Consider the following 21,144-nt stretch of genomic DNA (forward strand, 5'->3'; position numbering starts at 1 on the left):
TTATCGGTTTTAATCAGGTGCTGACTGCCGGATAAATATCGAGAGACCTTGTTAACAAGGTCTCTCGAAAGTGGGTTAGATTATTGTTGCTAATTTGTTAATCTGGTTGGGATAATTTGAGGATAGTGCCGGTGACTTTCATGCTTTCTTGATAAAGCACGTCCTGGCCCCAACGCTGTAACTGTTTACCTAGCAGAGTTTCTGTTTTTTGGTCTTCCAGATGGGACACTTGTTCAATGCGGCAAGATTGGGCCCCTCCCGAAGCTTCCATCCGCATACAGCCTGTAGTTCCCGAACAAATTACCGTGCAACAATCAGCCTGAAGATTAGTAGAACTGAGTTTAATACTAATCAGATCCCCTTGTATCTCACCCCAATCGGCCACGGGAACACCGGCTAATTCCGCCTCAATTAAACGCTGGTCCTGACCGAGGAAGCTAATCCGATGAATAGCGTAATCTTCTGACTGGTAAGTATATCCTACCGGTCGCCATTGTAACCGGCTGGCCATCCAACCGAGGAACATAAAAGCTTGACAAGGATTGCCCTTTTCGTAATCAATAGTAATGCGATCGACTTCCAGAATAGCATCCCGGCGCTCTGGGGGATCGAAAGCCTCGGCGGTTAGTTCTTGCCAAGGGGCGAGACGACTCCAGTTCAGGTCAGCTAATGGTACATCTGTGGCTAATAAATCCCCCACTTGCAGCAGTTCCGTTTCCGGTTCCCGAAAAGTGCTGGAATCGACGATAATCGTATCACATTGACTGGCCAGACGCTTAAATAGTCCATATTCCGCATCGGGACTGGCTTTCCACCAGAGAAATTTGGGCAAACTGGGAATAGTTAACTCGGAAATAATGCCGCCAATTCGTTCCAAAGCTTCCGCTGTACCGCTTAAAGTAACGTATTCACAGCAAACTAAAGTGTTCTGACTACGTTTGTTAACGGGACAATAGGCAGAAACGGAGGCTTTTACCCCTTCATCGGCCTCGGCGGTGGGACAGAGGGTAATAATGCGACAGGGATTGGAAGCGGCGATCGCATCTGCGACCCCAATAGCATCCAAATCGGCGGCGTATTGACGATGATTAGCCCCATCCTGGGCGTTTTTTTCCGTTTCCCAGGCTGTCCTGAGGCGGGCGACAAATTCATCGCTAGAATGCCCGGTTACTTCTAGTCCTAGGTCTTTCTGGGCCACCTTGATTGCGGCGTAGGTTCGCGGACCGGCAATCCCATCAATCGGGCCAGTGTAATAGCCGAGAAGGGTTAACAATTCCTGTACTGCGTCGGGTTCATAGACAATAAAGCTAAAGGTGGTGGCCCGGGTGGCGGCCATACCATCCTCATTATTATTATAGGATTGCCAGATATCGCGCAGTTCCTGCTCGATCACATCGATGGAAACATCTTTTGGTGCTTGTAGGGAGACAATGGGGGGGCTTTGGGTGGTCATGTCAGTTATCAGTTATCAGTTATCAGTTATCAGTTATCAGTTATCAGTTATCAGTTATCAGATGTGAGTTTTTAGTTTACTGTTTACTGATTACTGATTACTGTTCACTGTTTTAGAGTCGTCGCCAACGACGGCCATCGCGGTTAAGGAGAAATTCCGCTTCTGTGGGTTCCCAGGTACCCGCTTCGTATTGGGGTACGGAGGCGGGATCGGAGGGAGCGTCCCAAGCGGCGAGAGCGGGAGTAACGATGCGCCATGCTTCTTCTACCTCGTCAGAACGGGTAAATAGGGTTTGATCTCCCAGCATAGCGTCTAAAAGTAGGCGATTATAGGCATCGGCGCTGGTGACACCGAAGGAGGAACCATAACTAAAGTCCATTTCTACCGTGCGCGTGCGTAATTCTGACCCCGGCATTTTCGCCTCAAAACGGAGGGCAATACCTTCGTTAGGCTGAATCCGCATACTCAGTACATTTGCATTAGTTTGTTGGGCTGCCGATTGGAAGATTAATAACGGCACATGGCGGAATTGGATGGCAATCTCGGAAACTTTTTTCGGCAGACGTTTACCGGTACGCAGATAGAAGGGGACACCCTGCCAACGCCAGTTATCGACGATTAATTTCATGGCGACGTAGGTGGGAGTGGTCGATTCTGGATTAACCCCCGGTTCTTCCCGATAGCCCGGAATGGGTTTTCCTTTCATCCAACCGGCTTTATACTGGCCGCGGATGGCGGATTTTTCCAGGTTATTAATATCGGCCAGGTGAGTCGCTTGTAGGACTTTGACTTTTTCGCCGCGGACACTATCAGCGTTAATAGCGTTGGGTGCTTCCATCGCCGTCAAGCAGAATAACTGCATCAGGTGATTTTGCACCATATCGCGCAAAGCTCCCGATTTTTCGTAATATCCGGCCCGCTCTTCCACTCCCACGGTTTCGGCTACGGTAATCTGGACGTGATCGATAAATTGACGATTCCAGAGGGGTTCAAAGATAGCGTTAGCAAATCGGAACACCAGCAAGTTTTGGACGGTTTCCTTGCCTAAATAGTGGTCAATGCGATAAACTTGGTTTTCCTGACAAACCTCTTGTACGACTCGATTGAGAACTTGGGCAGAACTAAGGTCTTTGCCAAAGGGTTTTTCGATCACTAACCGGTGTTTAATTGGGTCTTTCAGCATTCCGGCCGCGCCGAGGTTTTTAAGACCGGGAGGGAAGAAATTAGGAGAAACCGCTAGATAAAAGACTCGATTGCCGCGAGTTCCCCGGATTCCGTCTAGTTCTTCCAGAAAAACTTTCATTTTGGCGTAACTTTCCGGATCGTCCATGTTGCCGGGGAAATAGTACAACCCTTGGGCGAAGTCTTGCCAATATTCCTCACTCCCGATCCCGTCGGAAAATTCTTCGATGCCTTGGCGCATCTGTTGGCGAAAATAATCATGACTCCACTCTCGGCGCGCTGTACCAACGATGGTTAATTCGGCCGGTAGTCGTCTTTCCCGTTTCAGTTGATAGAGGGCAGGAACCAGTTTTCTTTGGGTTAAGTCTCCCGATGCCCCAAAAATGACTAAAATTAAGGGTTCTGGGGTTCTTTCTTGTCGCAATCCCACTCGGAGAGGATTTTCGAGCAGCTTTACCATAGGATTTTGTCTAGCCGAGGTGCATTATTTTCCAGTCTAGCGGGAATACTCGACGGCATACCTAAAGTAAAAATTAATAACCACAATCAGTAATCAGTAATCAGTGATCAGTAATCAGTGATCAGTAATCAGTAATCAGTAATCAGTAATCAGTAAACAGTAATCAGTGATCATACTAAATCTGGTTATTAAAGACTGATTATTTATTCCTCCTTTTGCATGAGTGCCTAGGCCTTTTTGACATCAAAAAGTTCTGTATCCGGGAGTGGTCGGGGGGAAAATTGGGGGACTTTTTCCCTGAAAATTAGGTAATTGACCACCCAAAAATGGGTGAAACCCCACAACCTACCCCTAGGAAAAACTTTTTGCCGCAAACCCTGATTGAGGAGAGGCCGTTATTTTTTGGTGCTTTTAACACAATCGAGGGTACGGACGATCGCAGCAGCCGCATAGTTACGACGGGCGGGATCATTTGGTACAAACGCACTACCCTGCTCGTTCAAGGGAGAGGCCACAGCGCAAAATCCCGACATCTGGGTAATTAAACCAGCGGCCCAATGACCGGAAGTATCGGAAAAATTGACGGGGGTTTTAGTTTGGGCTAAATCGGGGGCCTGTTTTTGCCGAGTTTTCAGGTAGGTGGCGGCCTGTTTGAGAATCGCCATCAATTCAGCCCTAGTGATGGGGTCGGTGGGACGGAATTCGCCGTTAGCTTTGCCGGCAACAATACCATTGGCCCGGGCCCATTGGATTTTTTTGGCACTCCAGCGGGTCGCTTCTACGTCGTTAAAACTGCCGCTGCCGGGGGGAATATCTTCTAGGTTAATTTTGGTGACAGTTCCCATCCCCTCAATAATCATCGAGACGAATTGTTCCCTGGTGACGGGATTTTCGGGGCGGAAGGTGTTATCTTCTTTAAAACCAGCCACTACCCCAAGGGCGATCGCTTTTTCGATCTCAGTTTTATAGATATCGCCGCTAATATCCCGGAAACTGGCCCCAGAACTGGGGGGAGGAGTGGTTTCGTTGATGGGCGGTCTGCCGGCGGCGGCGAGAACTTCCGCTTCTTTGCCGCTAAAGTAGAAGTGGCCTAAACTTTTGCCTTGGAAGGTACGACGGCTAAATTTCCAACCCGGTTCGAGGATAATTTTCATAAATCCTGTTTGCATTCCTCGGGTTCTTCCCACCACTAATTCCGGTCTGCGAGCATCCCGGGGAGTTCCCACTAAGTATAATTCGCCATTGCGTTCCACAATACGCAGGATGTAATCTAGCCCAAAATCCCGGCCATCGAGACGGATAGAATAACCATTGCTATCGGTGGCGCGGCGACAAATGCCGGTAAAGTCAAAGTTGAGGAGCAGCGGGTCGATCATGACGGGATTTGAGCCGTTTTCGCTCCAACACTTCTGTTTTCCCGGAATTTGTTCCAATACTAGCAGGTCAAATTTATTACCTCCGTAGGGACGAGCGATCGCTACTACCTGGGTCTGCTCGATGTCTTGTTCGTCAAAGTTGGCCGCTGGTGTGGCAGTTATGCCCAAGGTCATTAGGGCGGTTAGGGCGATCGATAATCTGGCTTTCATGATCTTTATCTATAAGACGATTTTTGCAGTAAAAATAATAGACGTGCTAATCCCAACATTCTAAGACTGAATACTGGCGGTTGTTGTTCCAGACTGCGCCGGATTGTTGTCTGTCTGCACAAGTTTTCTCTCAATCTTCAATTTCCGAACCTATTGATCCGAGCAATATTCTGATGGAACTGGTGGGTTGATCAATATTAATTCGATTAGCTGTTGAAACTGACGAGATTTTGGCGGATTGTTAAAAATTTTAGCCAGCCATTTGAGTCTTAGGCTAAGATGGGGGAGAGGCTTTTAATTGGCCGCAGCCCTTGACTTCCTCACAGGATTTAATCCGAATAATCGCCTAAAAAATTGAGATTAATCGATTGAGTGCTATCAGTGCCGCGGCGAATTATCATAGTTCAATAGCTCTGGTGAGCCGTTGCCCTTTCTTTGGTGTGTGTGAGGTAAACAATTATGAGTAACTCCCCTGGCGATCCTTCTCCTCGTCCTAATCTTTTTCTGAGTATCGGTCGATTTTTACGCCGGCCTTCTACTTTAATTGTCGGGGGAATTACTCTCCTAGGAATTACCTCCCTTGGCTATTTTACAACTCGTTATTTAGTTTATGAGCGTCTCACCCCAATTTTAGATAATATCTTCAGTGAAATGCTGCATAGACCCGTCAGGGTAGGTAAGATAGAGGGCTTTTATTTTAATCGCATTCGTATGGGTAAATCGGCAATTCCAGCTACGGCCAATTCTGCCGATAGTTTATCTATTGATGCGATCGAATTGGGATTAAATCCGCTGCCCTTACTTTTGGGTCTGCCGCTGCCAGTTGATGTCAAGTTAATTAATCCCAGTATTTATCTCGATCAGGATAAAAATGGTCAATGGCTCGATAATTTAGAAAAAATAGCTAGTAACTTTGATCGGGAAGCTCCCATTAGGTTAAATCTGGGGTTTCAGGTGGAGAAGGGAGCTATTACTATCCAACCCTATGCCCTGAAAAAACCGATAAAAATTAAGGCCGATGGTCAGGGAAGATTTATCGATAATCAAAAGCAGCTTCTTACCTACGATCTTAGCGCAGAAATCCTCAAAAGTCAAGTAAAAATACAAGGAGAAACGGCGTTAAAAACGGGGGAAAGTCAAACTAATCTTCAGGTTGATAGTTTAAACTTAAGTGAACTATTAACTTTAATTCCTGATCGCAATTTCCAATTAAATCAAGGACAAGTAAATGCTAATATTGCTCTCAATATTCCCAGTTGGGCAAAGCTAAATCAAAGTCAAGGTAATGGTAATTTTCAGGTGACAGATTTGGCGGGAAAATTCCAACCTTTTCAGTATCCAATTAAGCTAACAACTAAGTTAAATTTACAGGGAGATAAAGTATTAGTTGAACAGGCGAGCGCAAGTATTGGCAAAATTAAAACTGAGGTGAGAGGAGAAGTAAATTGGCAAACTGGTTATCATCTCAAGGTCGCTCTAGAATCGGTGGATTTACAACAGCTTTTAAGAATTATTTATCTGCAATCACCTCTAGATTTACGGGGAGAGGCAAAATCTACTTTTCAAGTGACGGGAAAATTAGATCAACCTCTAATTAAAGGAACCGTTAGCAACAGCAAACCGATTATTTTTGAGCAAATTCCTATTCAATCAATAACCAGTAATTTCCAAACAAATCTCAATAGTCTTAATTTAGATAAAATTCAAATTAAACCCGTCGCAGGTGGAGAAATTAAAGGGGAAGGAAAATTACAGTTAAATATTCTGCAATCCTTGCAAAAAAATCAACCTCTTGACGGGACAAAAATGCCAATTAATTTGAATTTACAAGCCAATTTTCCCACGAGAAAAATTTTATCTAAACTGGCAACAATTCCCGCTAAAATTAATATAAACGATCTGCAAGCTAATATTAAAGCTAGAGGTAGTTTAGGACTGCCCCAATTATTAATTAATTGGGAAATACCCGCGGTTAATCAGTCAGGATTAATCAATGTTGCCGGGGAGGGCAAAGTATTTTTAGGGGGCAACAAAATCAATTTAACCGATACGGTGATTAAAACAAATGGCGGCCGACTACAGGTTAATGGTAATGGTGATTTTACTAGCAAATTAGTCAGGGCAAAAATCACGGGCAATAACTTTTTATTGACTCCTTTTGTGCCTATCCTTTGTCAATATTTGGATAGTATTTGCCCCTACCTAGAAACCTTAGAACCCTTAAATTTAGAGACAGCTAATATTCAAGTTAGTGGCAAAATTGACCAACTTAATGTTAATACTTTAAACGGAATTGCTAACTTAGGAATTAGCGGTAAACAAGGCACAATTTTCGTCAATAGTCAAGTATCGCAAGGAAATTTTCAGGCTAAAGCTGTCTTAGCGGGATTGCCGATTAATTCCCTATTGCCTAACTTACCAACTCAGGTTAAATTATTGCGATCACAAATTAATTTACAAGGTTATTTAGGGGAATTACTGAATAATAAAAATAATATTTTCAGCAGTTGGCAAGGTCAAAGTAATATGCAGTTATTAGTAGATAATAATCCTTTAATTGCCACAGCCAAACTGAATCGAGGTTTCCTGACAGGAACAGTCAACACCGGGGGAATTAGTCTCAATCCTCTAGTGGAAAATTTAACAGTTTCCGTCAGTTTAGGCAAGACAAAAATTAACTTTGCTGGCAGAATAAATTCTCTGATTAGCGGTACTTTAACGGATTTAAAAACTTGGCGCGGACAAGGGGATATACAGTTATTTGTCAATAGTCAATCCCTAAGAACGACAGCCCAACTGGAACAAGGTATTTTAAGCGGTATAGTTAATACGACTGGGATTAACTTAAATCCGTTTTTACCCAAGATAAATATTCCTGTTAGTCTAGGAAAAACCCAAGTCAATTTCACCGGTGCAATCAATAATTTACTAGCGGGAAAAATCCCTAATTTGTCCACCGTCAATGCTAGGGTAAATACTCGCTTATTAGTATATAATAATCCGATCAATACTGCTATTCAATTAAACAACGGAATTTTTAATATTTTCAGTAGTTTAGAGAATTTTCAGACTAATATTCCCCTAGCGTTGAATATTGACAAAGCGAGTTTTCAAGCAGCAGGAAATGCTCAAACTATTTTCGACTCCCTGCTAGAAAAAAGACTCAACTTAAGCAGTATCAAAGCAGTTTTTAACTCTCGTATTAATGTAGCCAAAGGAGAAATTAAAGCTAAGGCACAACTGAATAATAATTTCTGGCAAAGTGATATTATTGCCGCTAATCTTGATCCCGCTGCCGTACTAGGGCAATTGCCAGGAATAAAATCAATCTCGATTCCTAACTTAGATTTTAGGGCTAATTTAGCGGGAAATATTAAAGAAATTTGGCAGGGAGTAACACCGATTCAGGTTAATAATCTTTCGGCACAGTGGGGAGAAAATAGCTTTGATGTGCGCGGAAATATTCTTTTAGCTAATCTTACCAGTCAACCTGATATCGCTGAGGTTAACTTAAATCTACAGGCAAAAACTGACTTTTCTACTATACCCTTAGATCAGATTATATCGCTTTTACCGATCGATCCTCGTTTGAAACCCAGAGAATCGACACTGACAGGGTTCGGAGAATTTCAAGGAAAAATCACAGGAAAAAATCTCTTAACTGCGTGGCAAAAAGTGGGAAATATACAAATCAAAGGAGATATAAATTTAGCTAACTTTAGCATTAATGATCGACCCTTTGAACCTATCTTAAAAGGAAGTATGCAAGCAGGAATCGGTCAAAATATTAGTTTAAATCTGCGGGGAAATCAGGACATTATTGACCTAACTTTCGATCCTTGTCAACAAAATAATTGTCTGCTGCCCTATCTTCCCTTAGGGATAAATATTCGCCAAGCTTTTGGAAATAAAACTCCTTTTTTAGCAACAGCTAAACGAAGCGGAGAAAATTTAAATGTTCAGATTGCCGATTTTCCCCTAGAAATGCTGAAAATATCTCCCACGGCAGCCTACAATATTCCGGGGATTATTGCTGGACAAGTGAATGCTAATCTAGACATCAATTTATTTAACTTACAGGGTGAGGGACAACTAGAGATTAATCGACCTAGTTTAGGTAACTTAATCGGGGAAAAATTAACGGCAAATTTGGTTTATCGGGATTCCATAGTTCAACTGCAAGAAGGTAGTTTACAAGCGGGTGCAAGTCAATATAATCTGCAAGGTTTATTTAATTGGCAAACCCAAGCAATAGAAGCTAAACTGAGGGTAGATCAAGGTTATATTCAAGATTTATTATCAGTTGCTAGTATCTATGATTTAACCAGTTTAATCAACTTTTTCTCCTCAGAGAATAACCCAGCTATTCAACTTAGTCCCCTAGAAGTAGGTAATCCCGAAGCTTCCCTAGCACAACAGGTAAATTTGCGGGCAAAAATTGAAGAAATAATCCAGCAATTAGCAAGGGAAAGAGGGGTAGTCGGGATACCTTCTGAACTAGATTTTCGCGGCAGTTATCAAGCAAATATAGCCTTAACTGGGACTTTAAAAAATCCCGATCTTAGCGTAAAATTTCAGGGCAATAGATGGGAATGGCGACCCCAAAGACCGACGGTAAATATTGTTAACCCTCTGGGAATTGTCACCACCGATACCCAATTAATTCCGATTGATGAAGTAACAATTAATCTTAACTTAAATCGTCAGTTGCTCAGGATAGAACCGATTAGATTAAAATCACGAGATTCTTCCGTATTTTTAGCGGGTGATTTTTCCCTAAAAACAGTAGAGGGAACTTTTGCCGTGGAAAATCTTTCTCTCGATCTCTTGAGAAATTTTGTGCAGTTTCCCTTGGATGTATCCGGTAGTCTAAAAACTCAAGGACAAATTACAGGAACCTTATTAAATCCTCGTATTCAGGGTAACTTTGCCTTTATTGATGGTGCAATTAATGCCCAAAATATTAATCAGGATATAATTGGTTTATTTACCTATAATCAGTATCGTTTTGATTTGCGGACAACCTCCTCGGAATCAATCCAACTCTATGCCAGCATTCCCTATCCTCCCTTACCGGGTAATGATCAATTAAAAATCCAAGCAAAATTGGGAACCGATGCAATTAAATTAATTGAAGCTATCAGTCAAAACACCATTGAATGGGTTAACGGTGAGGGTGAGGTAGTTCTTTCAGCGACGGGAAGATTAGATATAAAAGAGGGTTTAAAAATCAAAGATTTAGAAGCAAATGGTATAGTTACTCTCGATAATGCTGCTATCCGCAGTGTTGCTTTTCCAGAGATTTTAACCGTAAATGGCCGCATTGGTCTAACCCCTGAAAGCTTAACAGTAGAGGAATTACAAGGCTCGATCGCTGATAGACAAATTTCTGTGGTGGGAGTTTTACCTTTCTTTCAAGCCATCAAAAATAATCCTAATCCCTTAACAGTTAATATTCAAGAGGGAGATATAGAAATTAATGGTCTTTATCGGGGATTAATTGCTGGGAATGCCCTGGTAACTGGAACAATTCAGCAACCAATTATCGGAGGGAATGTGCGTCTTTCTAGGGGTAAAGTTTTTCTTCCTCGCACAGCAGAAATTAATCAAGAAACGGATAAACCGGTGAGTCGCTGGCTGCAGCCTCTCAACATTCCTCAGGCGACAAATATTACTCCGGTTTTAAATAATTTCCAAGTGTCTTTAGCGGGATTATCAATCGAACAAGAACCTTTGTATCAATTTGATTTTAGTGGTGCTTTAACCTTGAACGGTTCGCTCACTTCACTGGAGAAATTACAAACCAATGGAGTGATTAATCTCGAGCGAGGACGGGTTAGCTACATCGATACTCGTTTTCTTCTTAACCGACGCAATCAAAATGTTATTGTTTTCGATTCTAGTCGCGGGTTGGGACTTTTTAATCCCTTTGTTGATATTCAACTGCGAACAATTCTCAGCGAATTTTCTCAATCTCGCGATTTTGCTATCTCCCGTCCGGGGGGGGATTTTCCTAGTAATGAAATTCCCGATGATAGCCTCAATCGCATTCAAAGGATTGATGTCACCCTCAGCGTTGAAGGGGAATTAAACCGCTTGCTACCAAATTTAGGACGTAATATCAATGAAGTGTGCCAAATTCGTCCCGATAGTCCACCTTTTCCCCTGGAGGAAAACTATACAGATACAGAATTACAAAAAGCTGCTAATTGTCTACAAGCAGTGGCTTTTGCTAGAGGTGAAGATGAGGGATTGCTTAATACTCCTCTAGTTAAATTAACCAGCACTCCCCCCCGCAGCCAAGGGGAAATCGTTCGACTTTTGGGGGAACAATTGCTGTCGGTTTTTAATGGTTTACAGGGGAAAAATACAGAACAATTAATTCAGTTTGGAGTGGTTCAGTTGGCAATTCCCCTCTTAGCGCAAGGAGTCGTGTATGATGTGGAGAATGCGGTTAGTAATGTGATCGGAGCAACGGATTTTAATATTCTTCCCAATTTGGAAACCGTCTATCGAGTTAATTCCCAGTCTTTTATCCGCTTCTCCTACGATTACAATTTGAATGAGTTTACCGTCCGCTATCAAACTCAATTCTAAAGTAAGATTGAGAGATATAGCAGAATTCATACTAAATCCTATTTAGAAGGTATAGGGGAGTGGGAATTATGAATTATGAATTATAAATTATGAATTATGAATTATGAATTATGAATTATGAATTATGAATTATGAATTATGAATAGAGGTTCTTCGGTTTGTGTTATGCAATGGACGGGGGTTATAAGGGATGGAACCCTTATAGAGAAAGACATTTGGCGATTTTTGTCAATTGTTTTTGATCTAGAGCGAACTAATCAATTAAATCTCTTGCCAGATAAGGATTTAGTCGATTTATGCCCCCCTATCGAACCATACCAAGTAACGAAGAACCTGAATAGACCTCGACCTAATATTATCTCAAGACCAAAAGTTTTTCTAGTTAAGGAATCTACCCGAATAAAATTGAATTAGCAACGATAGATATACATTCCAGTTATCGAACTATTTTATTAGTACGCAGGCTAAAAGCAAGCTGTGACTGACTTATAAATTTTTGGAGATGTCTAATTATGAATTAGTGAGAGGGAAGACCACTTCGTGCGCGTTGCGGGGGGGAGGTGGGGAGAGCGGAGCGGGGAGAAACAATTCATAACTTGGGAGTTAATCACGCTATTAAAAACGGATTTGGTATCAGAAGTTAGGAGACAAGGCAAAATTAGGTTATACTTTATCCTGAGAATCAACCGGATAGGTAGATAGAAAATAAGAAATATTATTTTTTGACTTTTTACTTTTGACTTTTTACTTGATATTCTATGATTATTCGCGAGGCTAAAGAGACAGATTTACCAACAATTATCGATATCTATAATGCTGCTGTTCCCACTCGCAAGGCAACCGCAGATTTAAAGCCTATTTCCCTCGAAAGTCGGCGAGAATGGTTTAAAAAGCACGATCCTGAACAGTATCCCATCTGGGTAATAGCACTCGAAGGTCGGGTGGTAGGCTGGCTGAGTTTACAGATGTTTTATGGTCGTGTCGCTTACCAAAAAACAGCAGAGGTTAGTTTATATATTGCCCCCGATTATCAAGGTCGTGGAGTCGGTAAATTATTGGTAGAATATGCCTTGGAGCGTTGTCCAAAATTGGGTATATCTAATCTTATCTGTATTATTTTTGCCCACAATCAAGCCAGTATTCGTCTCTTTGAAAAATTCGGCTTTCAACGATGGGGTTATTTACCCCAAATTGCCGCTCTAGACGATTTTCTGGCTGATGTGGTCATTTTAGGGAAAAAAGTCGCTTAAATAGGCAATTTTCCCCATAGCTAGACTAAATTCTAGACTTAATTGAATATCAGCATTTTCTGGTTCGCCTAGAGATGATTTCTGGGTGAGAGAAAAGAGATAGTCTTCATGGCCCTTCCTTACTCTTTATGCTAAATTAACACACAAAATGCCAAGACAACATACTTCTAATACTAAATCCTGTTTAAAAGGTTTAGGGAAGTAGCGGAGCATCGAAGTAGATAAATCGATTAGGTTAAGCTCTGTATCGAGAGCATCCCAGATATCCTATACTTAAGTAGGTAGGTATTAAAAACTTTCAGATCCCCCCGCCTATCGGCACCCCCCTTATCAAGGGGGGCAGGGGGGATCAAACCTAAAATCTATTTTTAATTTAATTATAACCAGCTACTTAAGTTTCCAACTCCTGTTCCCTCTATTTAACCATGAATAATTTTAAAATACTGCTCATCGGTTACGGTAATACTTTAAGAAATGATGACGGAGTGGGAGTGAGAATAGCCGAAATTATCGCCCAGGAGAATTTGCCTAATGTGCAAGTCATCGCTACCCATCAATTGACTCCTGAGTTAGCGGCGGATATAGCTGATGCTTCTCTAGTTATTTTTGTTGATGCGGTATTATCTAATCAAACCGGTATCTGGATAGAAAAATTAGCGGCAGTTACCGAATGGAATAATTTAGGTCATGCAGAAAGTCCCGCTTCTTTATTAGCATTAACTCAAGCAATTTATCAACAAACTCCCAGGGCCTGGGGAATATTTATTCCTGCTATTAATTGTGAATTTGGTGAAGAATTATCAACAATAACTCAAAAGGGCTTGACAAATGGGATTAAAGCTATTAGGAAAATTATTACTTCTGAGGATTTGACTGAATACCAAAAGCAGGACTTTGATAATCTTCCGGCAGATAATTTTCAGGAATAGTGCTGTGATTGCCATCCCGGAGAGCCTTGTAGTGAGGAGACATAATTTCGATACCGACTTCGTTACATTTATCCTGAATATTTTGATGTAATTCAGAATAAATATACACCATTTTGCTAGGATGATCAGTGTAGGCATTTAGCTGATAGCTGACATAAAAATCATCGAGACTGGTTTGCAAGACAAAAGGAGCAGGTTCTGAGACAATAAATTCAGTTGCTAGGGCTGCTTCTTTCAGGGTTGCGTGAACCTTACGCCAAGGTAAATCATAACCGAGAGTGACTGTGGTTTGCAAAATTAAAGGCTGTTTGAATTCCCTTTGAGAGACACTAAAGTTAATCACATTGGTGTTTAACAGCGATGAATTAGGAATCGTGATAATTCTATTAGCCGGTGTGCGAATACGGGTGACTAATAATCCTTTTTCAATCACATCTCCAATAACATCACCAATAGAAATTTTATCTCCTAGTTGAAAAGAGCGGGTATAGATGAGGATAATTCCCCCCACCACGTTAGCGATAGCAGAGGTGGAACCCAAGGAAAATAGTACCCCTAAAAATACCGACACCCCCTGAAAAGCAGGAGAGTTAAATCCGGGTAGATAGGGAAAAGCGATGACTATAGCTAAGGCAATTATCAGCAGTGACAGTAAATTATAGGTTGGTTTTGCCCAATCGGGATAGAAACCATTAATTACTAAATTTTCTCTTTCCAATCCAGTGAAAAATGGTTTAATTGCTCTCAACAGATAGTGAGTTATAAAAACAATTATCAGTATAATAAAAATACTGGGTAAATATTTTGCTATCTCTTGGGAAACAACTTCTAAAGCACTAAAAAAGTATTGCAGAAAACCATCACCAAATTTTCTAGTCCAGGGAAAAAGACGAAGGACAAAAGTTAAATAAAAATAGAGAATAGTTAAAATAATTAGAGTTCGGATAAATTGCAAAACTCTTAGGGAAAAAATTCCTATTGTTTGGGAACTAATAATCTCAAAATTTTGGAATACGACCCCAGGAACTAGGGAGGTGATTAATCTCTGAATCTGGGGAAAAACCCGCGAAGATATAAAAATTATTACCCAGAAAATTAAGACCGTGGCTAAGGTAGCACTTACCGTCAAAGTTGCATCTTTGAAGAGGTTATCCGGTTGACGTTCTTGACGATAACGGACAATGGCCGCTTTAATCTTTGCTAAAGCTCGTTCGGCCAATACTTCTTGACTGACCGCCTGTAATTTGGCATCTTTAGAAGTAATAGTAGCAATAACCGTATCTCCCAAAATAATCGAAGGGTTTTTGTCTTCAGGATCGATTTTTATGGTTAAATCTTCAGGAGAAAGAGCATCGTCATCGGCAATTTTTTCAATTCTGTCTGTAATCGATTTCGCTCTTTCTTGCGCTGAAAAAGAACCTATTCCCTGCCGAATCGTAAAAAGTTCTTGATTATCAAGCATGACGGGAAAAACTTCTCCCAAAGTTTCCAGGGGTGTTTCCTGTCCTTGTTTAGCAGGATTATTCTGGGCTGCTATCATGAAGATAGGGGATAAAGTCAGTAACAAAACTAAACAAAACAGTCCTAGGTAACGCCAGATTTTTTTCATCTTCTAAGCCACAATTGTACAGGAGCGATCGAGTTTAATACCTCTTTTTTTCATCGTAGCATGGAATAGTTCTGTGGACAACACCTGTTCCACGGGATAAATCCCTGCTTTTTCGAGTTTTTCCGCTAAGATTAATTCTGCCACGCTGCCAGTTCCCCAACCCGCTGCTTGAGCAGTGTTCTCGTGAACCATAGTTGCTTGATAAACTGCTTTTTGCTGCCCTTGCCATCCGACGACTTTTGCCAACATTGCCACCCCAATTCCCGAAAATTTATCGGTTACTTCTGTCATGCGATAACTAACTTGGGAAAAAAACTCAATTCCCCGAGAACTTTCTACCCAAGCATCGGGAAAAATATGGGCAGTAATCCAAGTTAAATGATTATAAAAATCGGGAATAGAACCAAATTTTGTGATCACATTTTGCACCTGAAAAGATTCAGCGAAAGTGTAGGTTTCTGGCATATCAAACCAATAAACACCAGTTTTACCCAAAGGAGCGGGAAAGTCAATTACTTCTCTGGCAGTATAGGGTTCAATCTCTTGCCATTGTCCCTCAATCCAAGCTAAAAAAGGCTTTTTTAAGCCGAGAAAAGTAGTCCGCATCACAGTTAATCCCGCACCTCCTGAACCAGCTACGGCATAATTTAAACGGATCGTTTCTACCCTATCTAACTGTTCCACTCCCTCCCGCACTATACTATTAGAAATACCAGGAAAAATTCCCGTATTAACCACGGCAGTTATTCCCGCTTTTATCGCTAATTCTCGATAGGGGATTAACTTTTGATAAAAAGAACGATGATCACTAACATCAATATAATTGACTTTTTCTTCGATGCAAATTTTTACTACCCTGCCATCGCGATAATGAAAGGGACCGGCACAATGAATAACTAAATCACTATTTTTAATTGCCTGTCTAAGCTTGTCTATTTCTTCTAAATCTAAAGCCAAAAACTGCATTCTTGGCAGTAATTTAATGGCTTTTTCCTTGCGTCCGGTGATAATAATTTTAGCTGCAGTATGATTAATAATATCTAGGGAGACACTTTGACCAATGCGACCAGTGCCACCTAAAATTAAAACAGTTTTTTCCATGGCAACTATCAATAATATTTGTTGCCCTAGTATAGCATCCTCTTGGCAAGTTTGCCTATTTTCCAAGATGAAAATTTTAGAATAATCCCAACTTATTTAATGCGTCCGAGGGGCAAGAAAATGGTTAAAATCTCACCTTCTTCGGGTTTTTCACGCACAATCAATTTACCTCCCAAAGCTTGAAAAAGGTTTTTAGTCACCTTCATATTCAGACTTAAACTACCGGTTTCTGGTTGAAACATTAGGACTTTTCCCAAAGCTTTGAGGGTAAGATTAGGTGATTTTATTTGAGTTTGAAACTGCATTTTTAATTGATTTCCTGCCGTTGATATATGTACTTGCAGCAGTCCACCACTAGCCATACTGCGAGTACATTTTTCCACGACTCCATTTAACATTTGATCCAATAAATTCGGGTCGCTAATTACCGAAGGCAATTTTTTCGGTACATTAACTTCTAAATTGACATTGCGCCGTTTAGCTTGTTTTTGCCACCGGGGAATATTATCTTGAAAGACTTTTTCTAGAGCAATTGGAATTAATTGAATTGGTTTATCCCCCAGAGGATTAATCCCCAATTCTGCGGCTCGGAAAATTAATTCCATGCGCTGAATTTGTTCACTACATTCTAAATCGATTGTTTCTAAATATTTCTGCACATCTTCCGTTACTTTGGCCCGTTTTAACAATAATCTGGTAATGGTGCGAATGGTGGTTAAAGGGGTGCGAATTTCGTGGGTTAAAGCGCGCAATAATTCCAAATCACAACCCGATTCTAAATTAGAATTATCTTCCTTTGGGGGAGTGATTTCGCTATTGATAGACGATTTCGTTTTTTTCAGGTCTAAGTTAGACTGGTCGGGTAAATTTTGCAGTAATTGGCGACTAAATTGGCTAACTAGACGATAATCCGGCGAGGGACTGCCATTAGCCTCGATAATTGCCTCTAAAGTCCCGATTTGTGGATAACGCAGATTAACTAATCGTTGCCGCAACTGCTGCCAAGCTTGCTGAGTGAGGACGGGATCAAAGGAAAATTGAAAAGAGGACAAACCCCACTGATCCTCGCCTAAAACCAACAAAAGAGAGAAATTTTCACTAAAAACCAGACAGAATCTTTCATTAGCAATCGGATCCGTTGGCAAGAGAGGCAATTCATGAATCTCCGTCGGGGAAATATCGGCGGCGGATTTTTCCTGAGAAGGCAATTGCAAACCCAGCCATTGTAAATGTTTTAAAGCTTTAACGGTAAAAACACCGAATTCAAAACCCGTTAAAGCCTTGCTTTCTCTGACTAAAGCCGTCGGACCGGAGAGAATTAAACCCCGACTGGCGGCATTATTTGGGTTTTGTAATAAGATATTTTCTAAAGCGGCGATCGCTGCAAACCATTCACTTTCCGCTTTCAGTTGCGAGCGCTTGAGCCATTCCGATAAATTAGGATAAAAAGCATTGGGGGTGAAAGTTTCCCGGTCCTGATGGTCAGTCGGCGGGAAAATATCGCTTAATTTCGGTAAAGACCCCTCTAACATCGTCTTCATCACTGACTAGATACAAATTCCTTACCTAGAATAGTACCCCCGTCAATGCTCATGCCATAACGGTAAAACCGAACTCTATTGGCAGTGATATCCGCGTTTTGATAGCAGTTATCTTAATAGTGAGGTACAAAATTTTCGTTTTGGGGAGTCGGTCGTCGATAACAAATTAGGTTAGACTTGATCTTGATCAGAAAGGCTGTCAATTGGTTTAAGGATTTGTAATATAGGTTAGTGTAGTTGATTACCTATGCCGGTTGTGGGGTTCGTGCCTCAATTCAACCTCGATAAGTCTGATATGGCTCTTCTCGACTTTGTGTGATAATTTTTGCTTATGGAATCGTGAAATGCTGATCGGGCAAGACTTTTAGGGCTATTTTGCGGAAGAAACTTTCAGTATAGACCTCGTTTCCACACAGAAACTAGAAGAGCCCTGATATTTAATTACACTTCCCCACTTATGTATTTTTTTGTTACATTTAAGTATTTTTTTTGCTTATCTATAGTTATCATAGAGCAAGTTAAATTGTTCCCAAATTATTTCCCTAACTAACCGATCTTTGCTCCCAAACCCTTTTGCCTTGACCTTAGGTCAATGGGAGGAATCATCGGGTCTTGGTTTGCCTGTTTAAGTGTTGCTTTCAAGCTAGGTAAACAGTTGAGTAGTGGTAACTGTCCAGCAATAGTTGGGGTCGGTTATTGACTATATTTTGCCGTGAGCAAATTCTGAGAATTAATCAGAACTAAGTGCGCTTGAGAACGTGGAGTTATTCCCTGTTCCTGCTGCCCTTTGTCTGTCTTCCGAACCCGTCGCTGCTGCGGATTTGAGGTTCATTTATCCTTTGTCTGAGAGAGAGTAAAAAATATGCTGCACATTCATATTCTTCAGGATACGTTTTTCAAGTCTTCCACAGCTTTTTCTGAAACCCTCAATAGTGGGCAAAAATCCTTAATCAAAGCAGGAACTAAATTACCAATTAAATCTTATTTTCGCCAAAATAATCATTATTCTGTCAAGTTAGCCGCAGAACAAGGTTCAGTGGGTAAAGCGGGATTTTTCTTTGATGATCATGTACAAGTAGAAGAAATACGGGGCGTTTGGCTCACCAATGTTGACAGTGATATTCTCAAGTCTAAAGATAACCTAAAAGCTGGGTTGGAAAAACTTAAAAATTTAGGATTTAATACTCTTTATCTAGTAGTTTGGAACAAAGGCTATGTGTTTTTTCAATCACAAATTGCTGATAATGTCTTCACTGCTGATGAAGAAACCCTCAAAAAAGTCAACCTTGAAAAAGAGTTAGTCGGTAGAGATCTACTAGCAGAAATCATTGAGATTAATCAGACAGAAAAGTATAACTTTCGGATTATTGCTTGGTTTGAATATGGTTTAATGGTTCCCCCAGCTGCTCCCTTAGTTGCCCAAAAACCAGATTGGTTTATGCTTACTCATCAACAGAAAAATACAGTTGATGGTGATGGTAATTGCCGCTTAAATCCCGCTCATCCTGAAGTTAAAGATTTTTGGGTTAGTCTTATTCGTGAAGTAGTTAAAAACTATGAAATTGATGGTATTCAATTAGATGATCACTTCGCTATTCATCACGCAAAACTCTTGCCTAATGCTACTAAAAATTTTGATTTTAGCATGGGGTTTGACTCCTTTACTATCAAACTTTTTCAAGAGGAAACTGGTTCAGTTAGTCCCTTAAGTAACCCCCAATTAGCGAAATTTAAAGATTGGCGCAAGGAGAAGTTAACTCAGTTAGTGCGATTGATTTTTAAAACCATTAAAGCAGAAAAAGATGTTTGTATTCTCTCCATTTCTCCCAATCCTTTAGGATTTTCGATCAATCATGCTTTAGCTGATTGGGAAGCCTGGGAAAAGGAGGGATTAATTGAAGAACTGGCATTACAAGTTTATCGTCCAAATCTGCCTAGTTTTGAAGGCGAAATCGATAAATCAGAGGTAAAAGCAGCGCGGGAACATATTCCCACCGTCATCGGTATTCTCACTGGTTTAAGACCCAGTGATAGACGAGTAAATTTCCAATTAATTCAAGCACAAACTCAGGAGACTCGTGAGCGAGATTTTGCTGGTTTTGCCTATTTTTTCTATAGTAGTTTATTAGACCATATTCCCACCACAGAAACTGTGGCTGACAGGGAGAATAAATTGGCTCAAATTCTTGCTACCGATCAATTTGTTTAATTTATTCTTTGAGATTCAAAATTATCCATAAAAGGAGCTAAATTCATGACTCAATCTTCTCTTTCAAAAACTAAAAAGTTGGACGAATGATCCTTGAAATGCAGTTTTTTCAGCCTTAGGTATTGCCACAGGAACTAAGCTATTTCATGGTTTGCCCGCTTTAGTCTCTGATACGCTAAAAGCTACAAGGAGTCAAGTTAATGGTTAAGAAAAATAATTGATTGTAATGCTATTCTAAAGCTTAATTTAGAATAGCATTATTGCTGCCAAACTTTCTAGTAAAAATTGCCATAAAACAATAGTAAATTTTTGTAAAAATATGATTTTTATTAATTTAATTGATGTAGAGTATATTCAGAGAAATTGATCAATAAATAAACATTAAAGAAACTGGAGGTATACAGATGAAATTTGGGATTGATATGGGTCATAATTGCCCACCTCATGACATTGGCGCATCGGGAGTTAGACAGGAAGATGTTGTTATTAAAGAGGTGGGTACTCGCCTAATTGCTAAAATAGCCGCATCGGGTCATTCAGTAATTAACTGCACCCCGACCAGTGCCGTTAGTCTTAATGATTCTTTGCGAAAAAGAGCCAATAAAGCCAATAGTAATAACGTTGATATTTTTGTTTCTATTCACTTTAATGCCTTTAACAAAAAGGCAGTGGGATCGGAGGTTTATGGTATTAGTCAAACTTCTCAAGCGATCGCTAAATCAGTTTTGACGGAAATTGTCAAGCTAGGATTTAAAAATAGAGGAGTAAAAAATACCCGTTTTTCTGTGTTGGTAAATACTTCAATGCCGGCGATTTTAATTGAATGTTGCTTTGTGGATTCCCAAGCAGACATGGATCTTTTTGATGCAGAAAAGATGGCAGAAGCGATTAAAGTTGGTTTAATTGGGGATGCTGATGACAACTCCACACCAGAGCCAGCTACCCTAAGAATTACTCAAAAAACTGTTCTTAAACCCTCCACAGAACAATCCTCTGAATTAGAGGCAAGTACCTTAGTTGGGATTGAACCGGGAGATTATGCCGTGTTGGATGTGCGCTTGGAAGAAAGACATTTTTGGGTGAAATGGCCTGATAAAAGTCAGGCTAATCGAGATGAACATTTCATTTTTGAGGAATTTGCCAAGATCGTGCAATAGACAGAAATTTATCGATTTATTTCTCAAAATAAAGGGAAATATATCAGCAAAATAATTGATTTTCTACCGC

Annotated in this window: 12 protein-coding genes; 6 read left to right on the forward strand and 6 right to left on the reverse strand. The window is 40.7% G+C overall.

All coding sequences use genetic code 11. From position 1 onward, the window contains the following. Positions 1-97: 97 nt before the first annotated feature. From opcA to N0824_RS18490, 3 genes are all read right to left on the reverse strand, one after another. Entirely contained in the window at positions 98-1,453 is a 1,356-nt protein-coding gene (gene opcA, locus N0824_RS18480) for a glucose-6-phosphate dehydrogenase assembly protein OpcA (protein ID WP_108937813.1), read from the reverse strand. Between the two features lie 112 nt (positions 1,454-1,565). Continuing rightward, positions 1,566-3,095 carry a glucose-6-phosphate dehydrogenase gene (gene zwf / locus N0824_RS18485; RefSeq protein ID WP_046661041.1) on the reverse strand — a complete coding sequence of 510 codons (1,530 nt, stop codon included), beginning with the start codon at positions 3,093-3,095 and terminating at the stop codon, positions 1,566-1,568. Positions 3,096-3,490: 395 nt separating this feature from the next. After that, positions 3,491-4,681, reverse strand: coding sequence for a DUF3747 domain-containing protein (locus tag N0824_RS18490; RefSeq protein ID WP_108937814.1), 1,191 nt, complete (start codon positions 4,679-4,681; stop codon positions 3,491-3,493). 459 nt (positions 4,682-5,140) lie between these two features. Between N0824_RS18490 and N0824_RS18495 the strand changes: the two genes are divergently transcribed. The 4 genes from N0824_RS18495 to N0824_RS18510 all read left to right on the forward strand — a co-directional run bounded on the left by N0824_RS18495 (position 5,141) and on the right by N0824_RS18510 (position 13,457). Beyond that, positions 5,141-11,278: a translocation/assembly module TamB domain-containing protein gene (locus N0824_RS18495; protein ID WP_108937815.1), complete on the forward strand. Its 6,138-nt coding sequence runs from the start codon at positions 5,141-5,143 to the stop codon at positions 11,276-11,278. A gap of 165 nt (positions 11,279-11,443) precedes the next feature. Next, positions 11,444-11,692 carry a hypothetical protein gene (locus N0824_RS21480; RefSeq protein WP_108937816.1) on the forward strand — a complete coding sequence of 83 codons (249 nt, stop codon included), beginning with the start codon at positions 11,444-11,446 and terminating at the stop codon, positions 11,690-11,692. A gap of 344 nt (positions 11,693-12,036) precedes the next feature. Further along, positions 12,037-12,528 carry a GNAT family N-acetyltransferase gene (locus N0824_RS18505; protein ID WP_002802725.1) on the forward strand — a complete coding sequence of 164 codons (492 nt, stop codon included), beginning with the start codon at positions 12,037-12,039 and terminating at the stop codon, positions 12,526-12,528. A 425-nt stretch (positions 12,529-12,953) separates the two neighbouring features. Beyond that, a complete protein-coding gene (locus tag N0824_RS18510) occupies positions 12,954-13,457 on the forward strand; it encodes a hydrogenase maturation protease (protein ID WP_108937817.1) in 504 nt (167 codons plus the stop codon). On the opposite strand, the gene N0824_RS18515 is transcribed toward N0824_RS18510, so the two are convergent. From N0824_RS18515 to N0824_RS18525, 3 genes are all read right to left on the reverse strand, one after another. Continuing rightward, positions 13,384-15,066 carry a mechanosensitive ion channel family protein gene (locus N0824_RS18515; protein WP_108937818.1) on the reverse strand — a complete coding sequence of 561 codons (1,683 nt, stop codon included), beginning with the start codon at positions 15,064-15,066 and terminating at the stop codon, positions 13,384-13,386. The genes N0824_RS18510 and N0824_RS18515 overlap by 74 nt on opposite strands. A 3-nt stretch (positions 15,067-15,069) precedes the next feature. After that, positions 15,070-16,167, reverse strand: coding sequence for a saccharopine dehydrogenase family protein (locus tag N0824_RS18520; RefSeq protein ID WP_108937819.1), 1,098 nt, complete (start codon positions 16,165-16,167; stop codon positions 15,070-15,072). Positions 16,168-16,259: 92 nt separating this feature from the next. After that, positions 16,260-17,699, reverse strand: a complete 1,440-nt coding sequence (locus N0824_RS18525; protein ID WP_108937820.1) for a sensor histidine kinase KdpD — start codon at positions 17,697-17,699, stop codon at positions 16,260-16,262. An 871-nt stretch (positions 17,700-18,570) separates the two neighbouring features. Between N0824_RS18525 and N0824_RS18530 the strand changes: the two genes are divergently transcribed. Further along, complete coding sequence (locus tag N0824_RS18530) at positions 18,571-19,917, forward strand: glycoside hydrolase family 10 protein (protein ID WP_108937821.1); 1,347 nt, start codon at positions 18,571-18,573, stop codon at positions 19,915-19,917. A gap of 404 nt (positions 19,918-20,321) precedes the next feature. Next, positions 20,322-21,074 carry an N-acetylmuramoyl-L-alanine amidase gene (locus N0824_RS18535; RefSeq protein ID WP_108937822.1) on the forward strand — a complete coding sequence of 251 codons (753 nt, stop codon included), beginning with the start codon at positions 20,322-20,324 and terminating at the stop codon, positions 21,072-21,074. The last annotated feature ends 70 nt before the right edge of the window (positions 21,075-21,144 follow it).

The sequence above is a fragment of the Microcystis sp. 0824 genome, assembly GCF_003112475.1.
Classification (GTDB): Bacteria; Cyanobacteriota; Cyanobacteriia; order Cyanobacteriales; family Microcystaceae; genus Microcystis; species Microcystis aeruginosa_C.

What these genes read in the sequence shown, in the direction of transcription:
- N0824_RS18525 (WP_108937820.1), bottom strand. Translation starts at nt 17,699, where the DNA reads ATGTTAGAGGGGTCTTTACCGAAATTAAGCGATATTTTCCCGCCGACT.
- N0824_RS21480 (WP_108937816.1), top strand. Translation starts at nt 11,444, where the DNA reads ATGCAATGGACGGGGGTTATAAGGGATGGAACCCTTATAGAGAAAGAC.
- N0824_RS18490 (WP_108937814.1), bottom strand. Translation starts at nt 4,681, where the DNA reads ATGAAAGCCAGATTATCGATCGCCCTAACCGCCCTAATGACCTTGGGC.
- N0824_RS18505 (WP_002802725.1), top strand. Translation starts at nt 12,037, where the DNA reads ATGATTATTCGCGAGGCTAAAGAGACAGATTTACCAACAATTATCGAT.
- N0824_RS18535 (WP_108937822.1), top strand. Translation starts at nt 20,322, where the DNA reads ATGAAATTTGGGATTGATATGGGTCATAATTGCCCACCTCATGACATT.
- zwf (WP_046661041.1), bottom strand. Translation starts at nt 3,095, where the DNA reads ATGGTAAAGCTGCTCGAAAATCCTCTCCGAGTGGGATTGCGACAAGAA.
- N0824_RS18515 (WP_108937818.1), bottom strand. Translation starts at nt 15,066, where the DNA reads ATGAAAAAAATCTGGCGTTACCTAGGACTGTTTTGTTTAGTTTTGTTA.
- N0824_RS18495 (WP_108937815.1), top strand. Translation starts at nt 5,141, where the DNA reads ATGAGTAACTCCCCTGGCGATCCTTCTCCTCGTCCTAATCTTTTTCTG.
- N0824_RS18530 (WP_108937821.1), top strand. Translation starts at nt 18,571, where the DNA reads ATGCTGCACATTCATATTCTTCAGGATACGTTTTTCAAGTCTTCCACA.
- N0824_RS18510 (WP_108937817.1), top strand. Translation starts at nt 12,954, where the DNA reads ATGAATAATTTTAAAATACTGCTCATCGGTTACGGTAATACTTTAAGA.
- N0824_RS18520 (WP_108937819.1), bottom strand. Translation starts at nt 16,167, where the DNA reads ATGGAAAAAACTGTTTTAATTTTAGGTGGCACTGGTCGCATTGGTCAA.
- opcA (WP_108937813.1), bottom strand. Translation starts at nt 1,453, where the DNA reads ATGACCACCCAAAGCCCCCCCATTGTCTCCCTACAAGCACCAAAAGAT.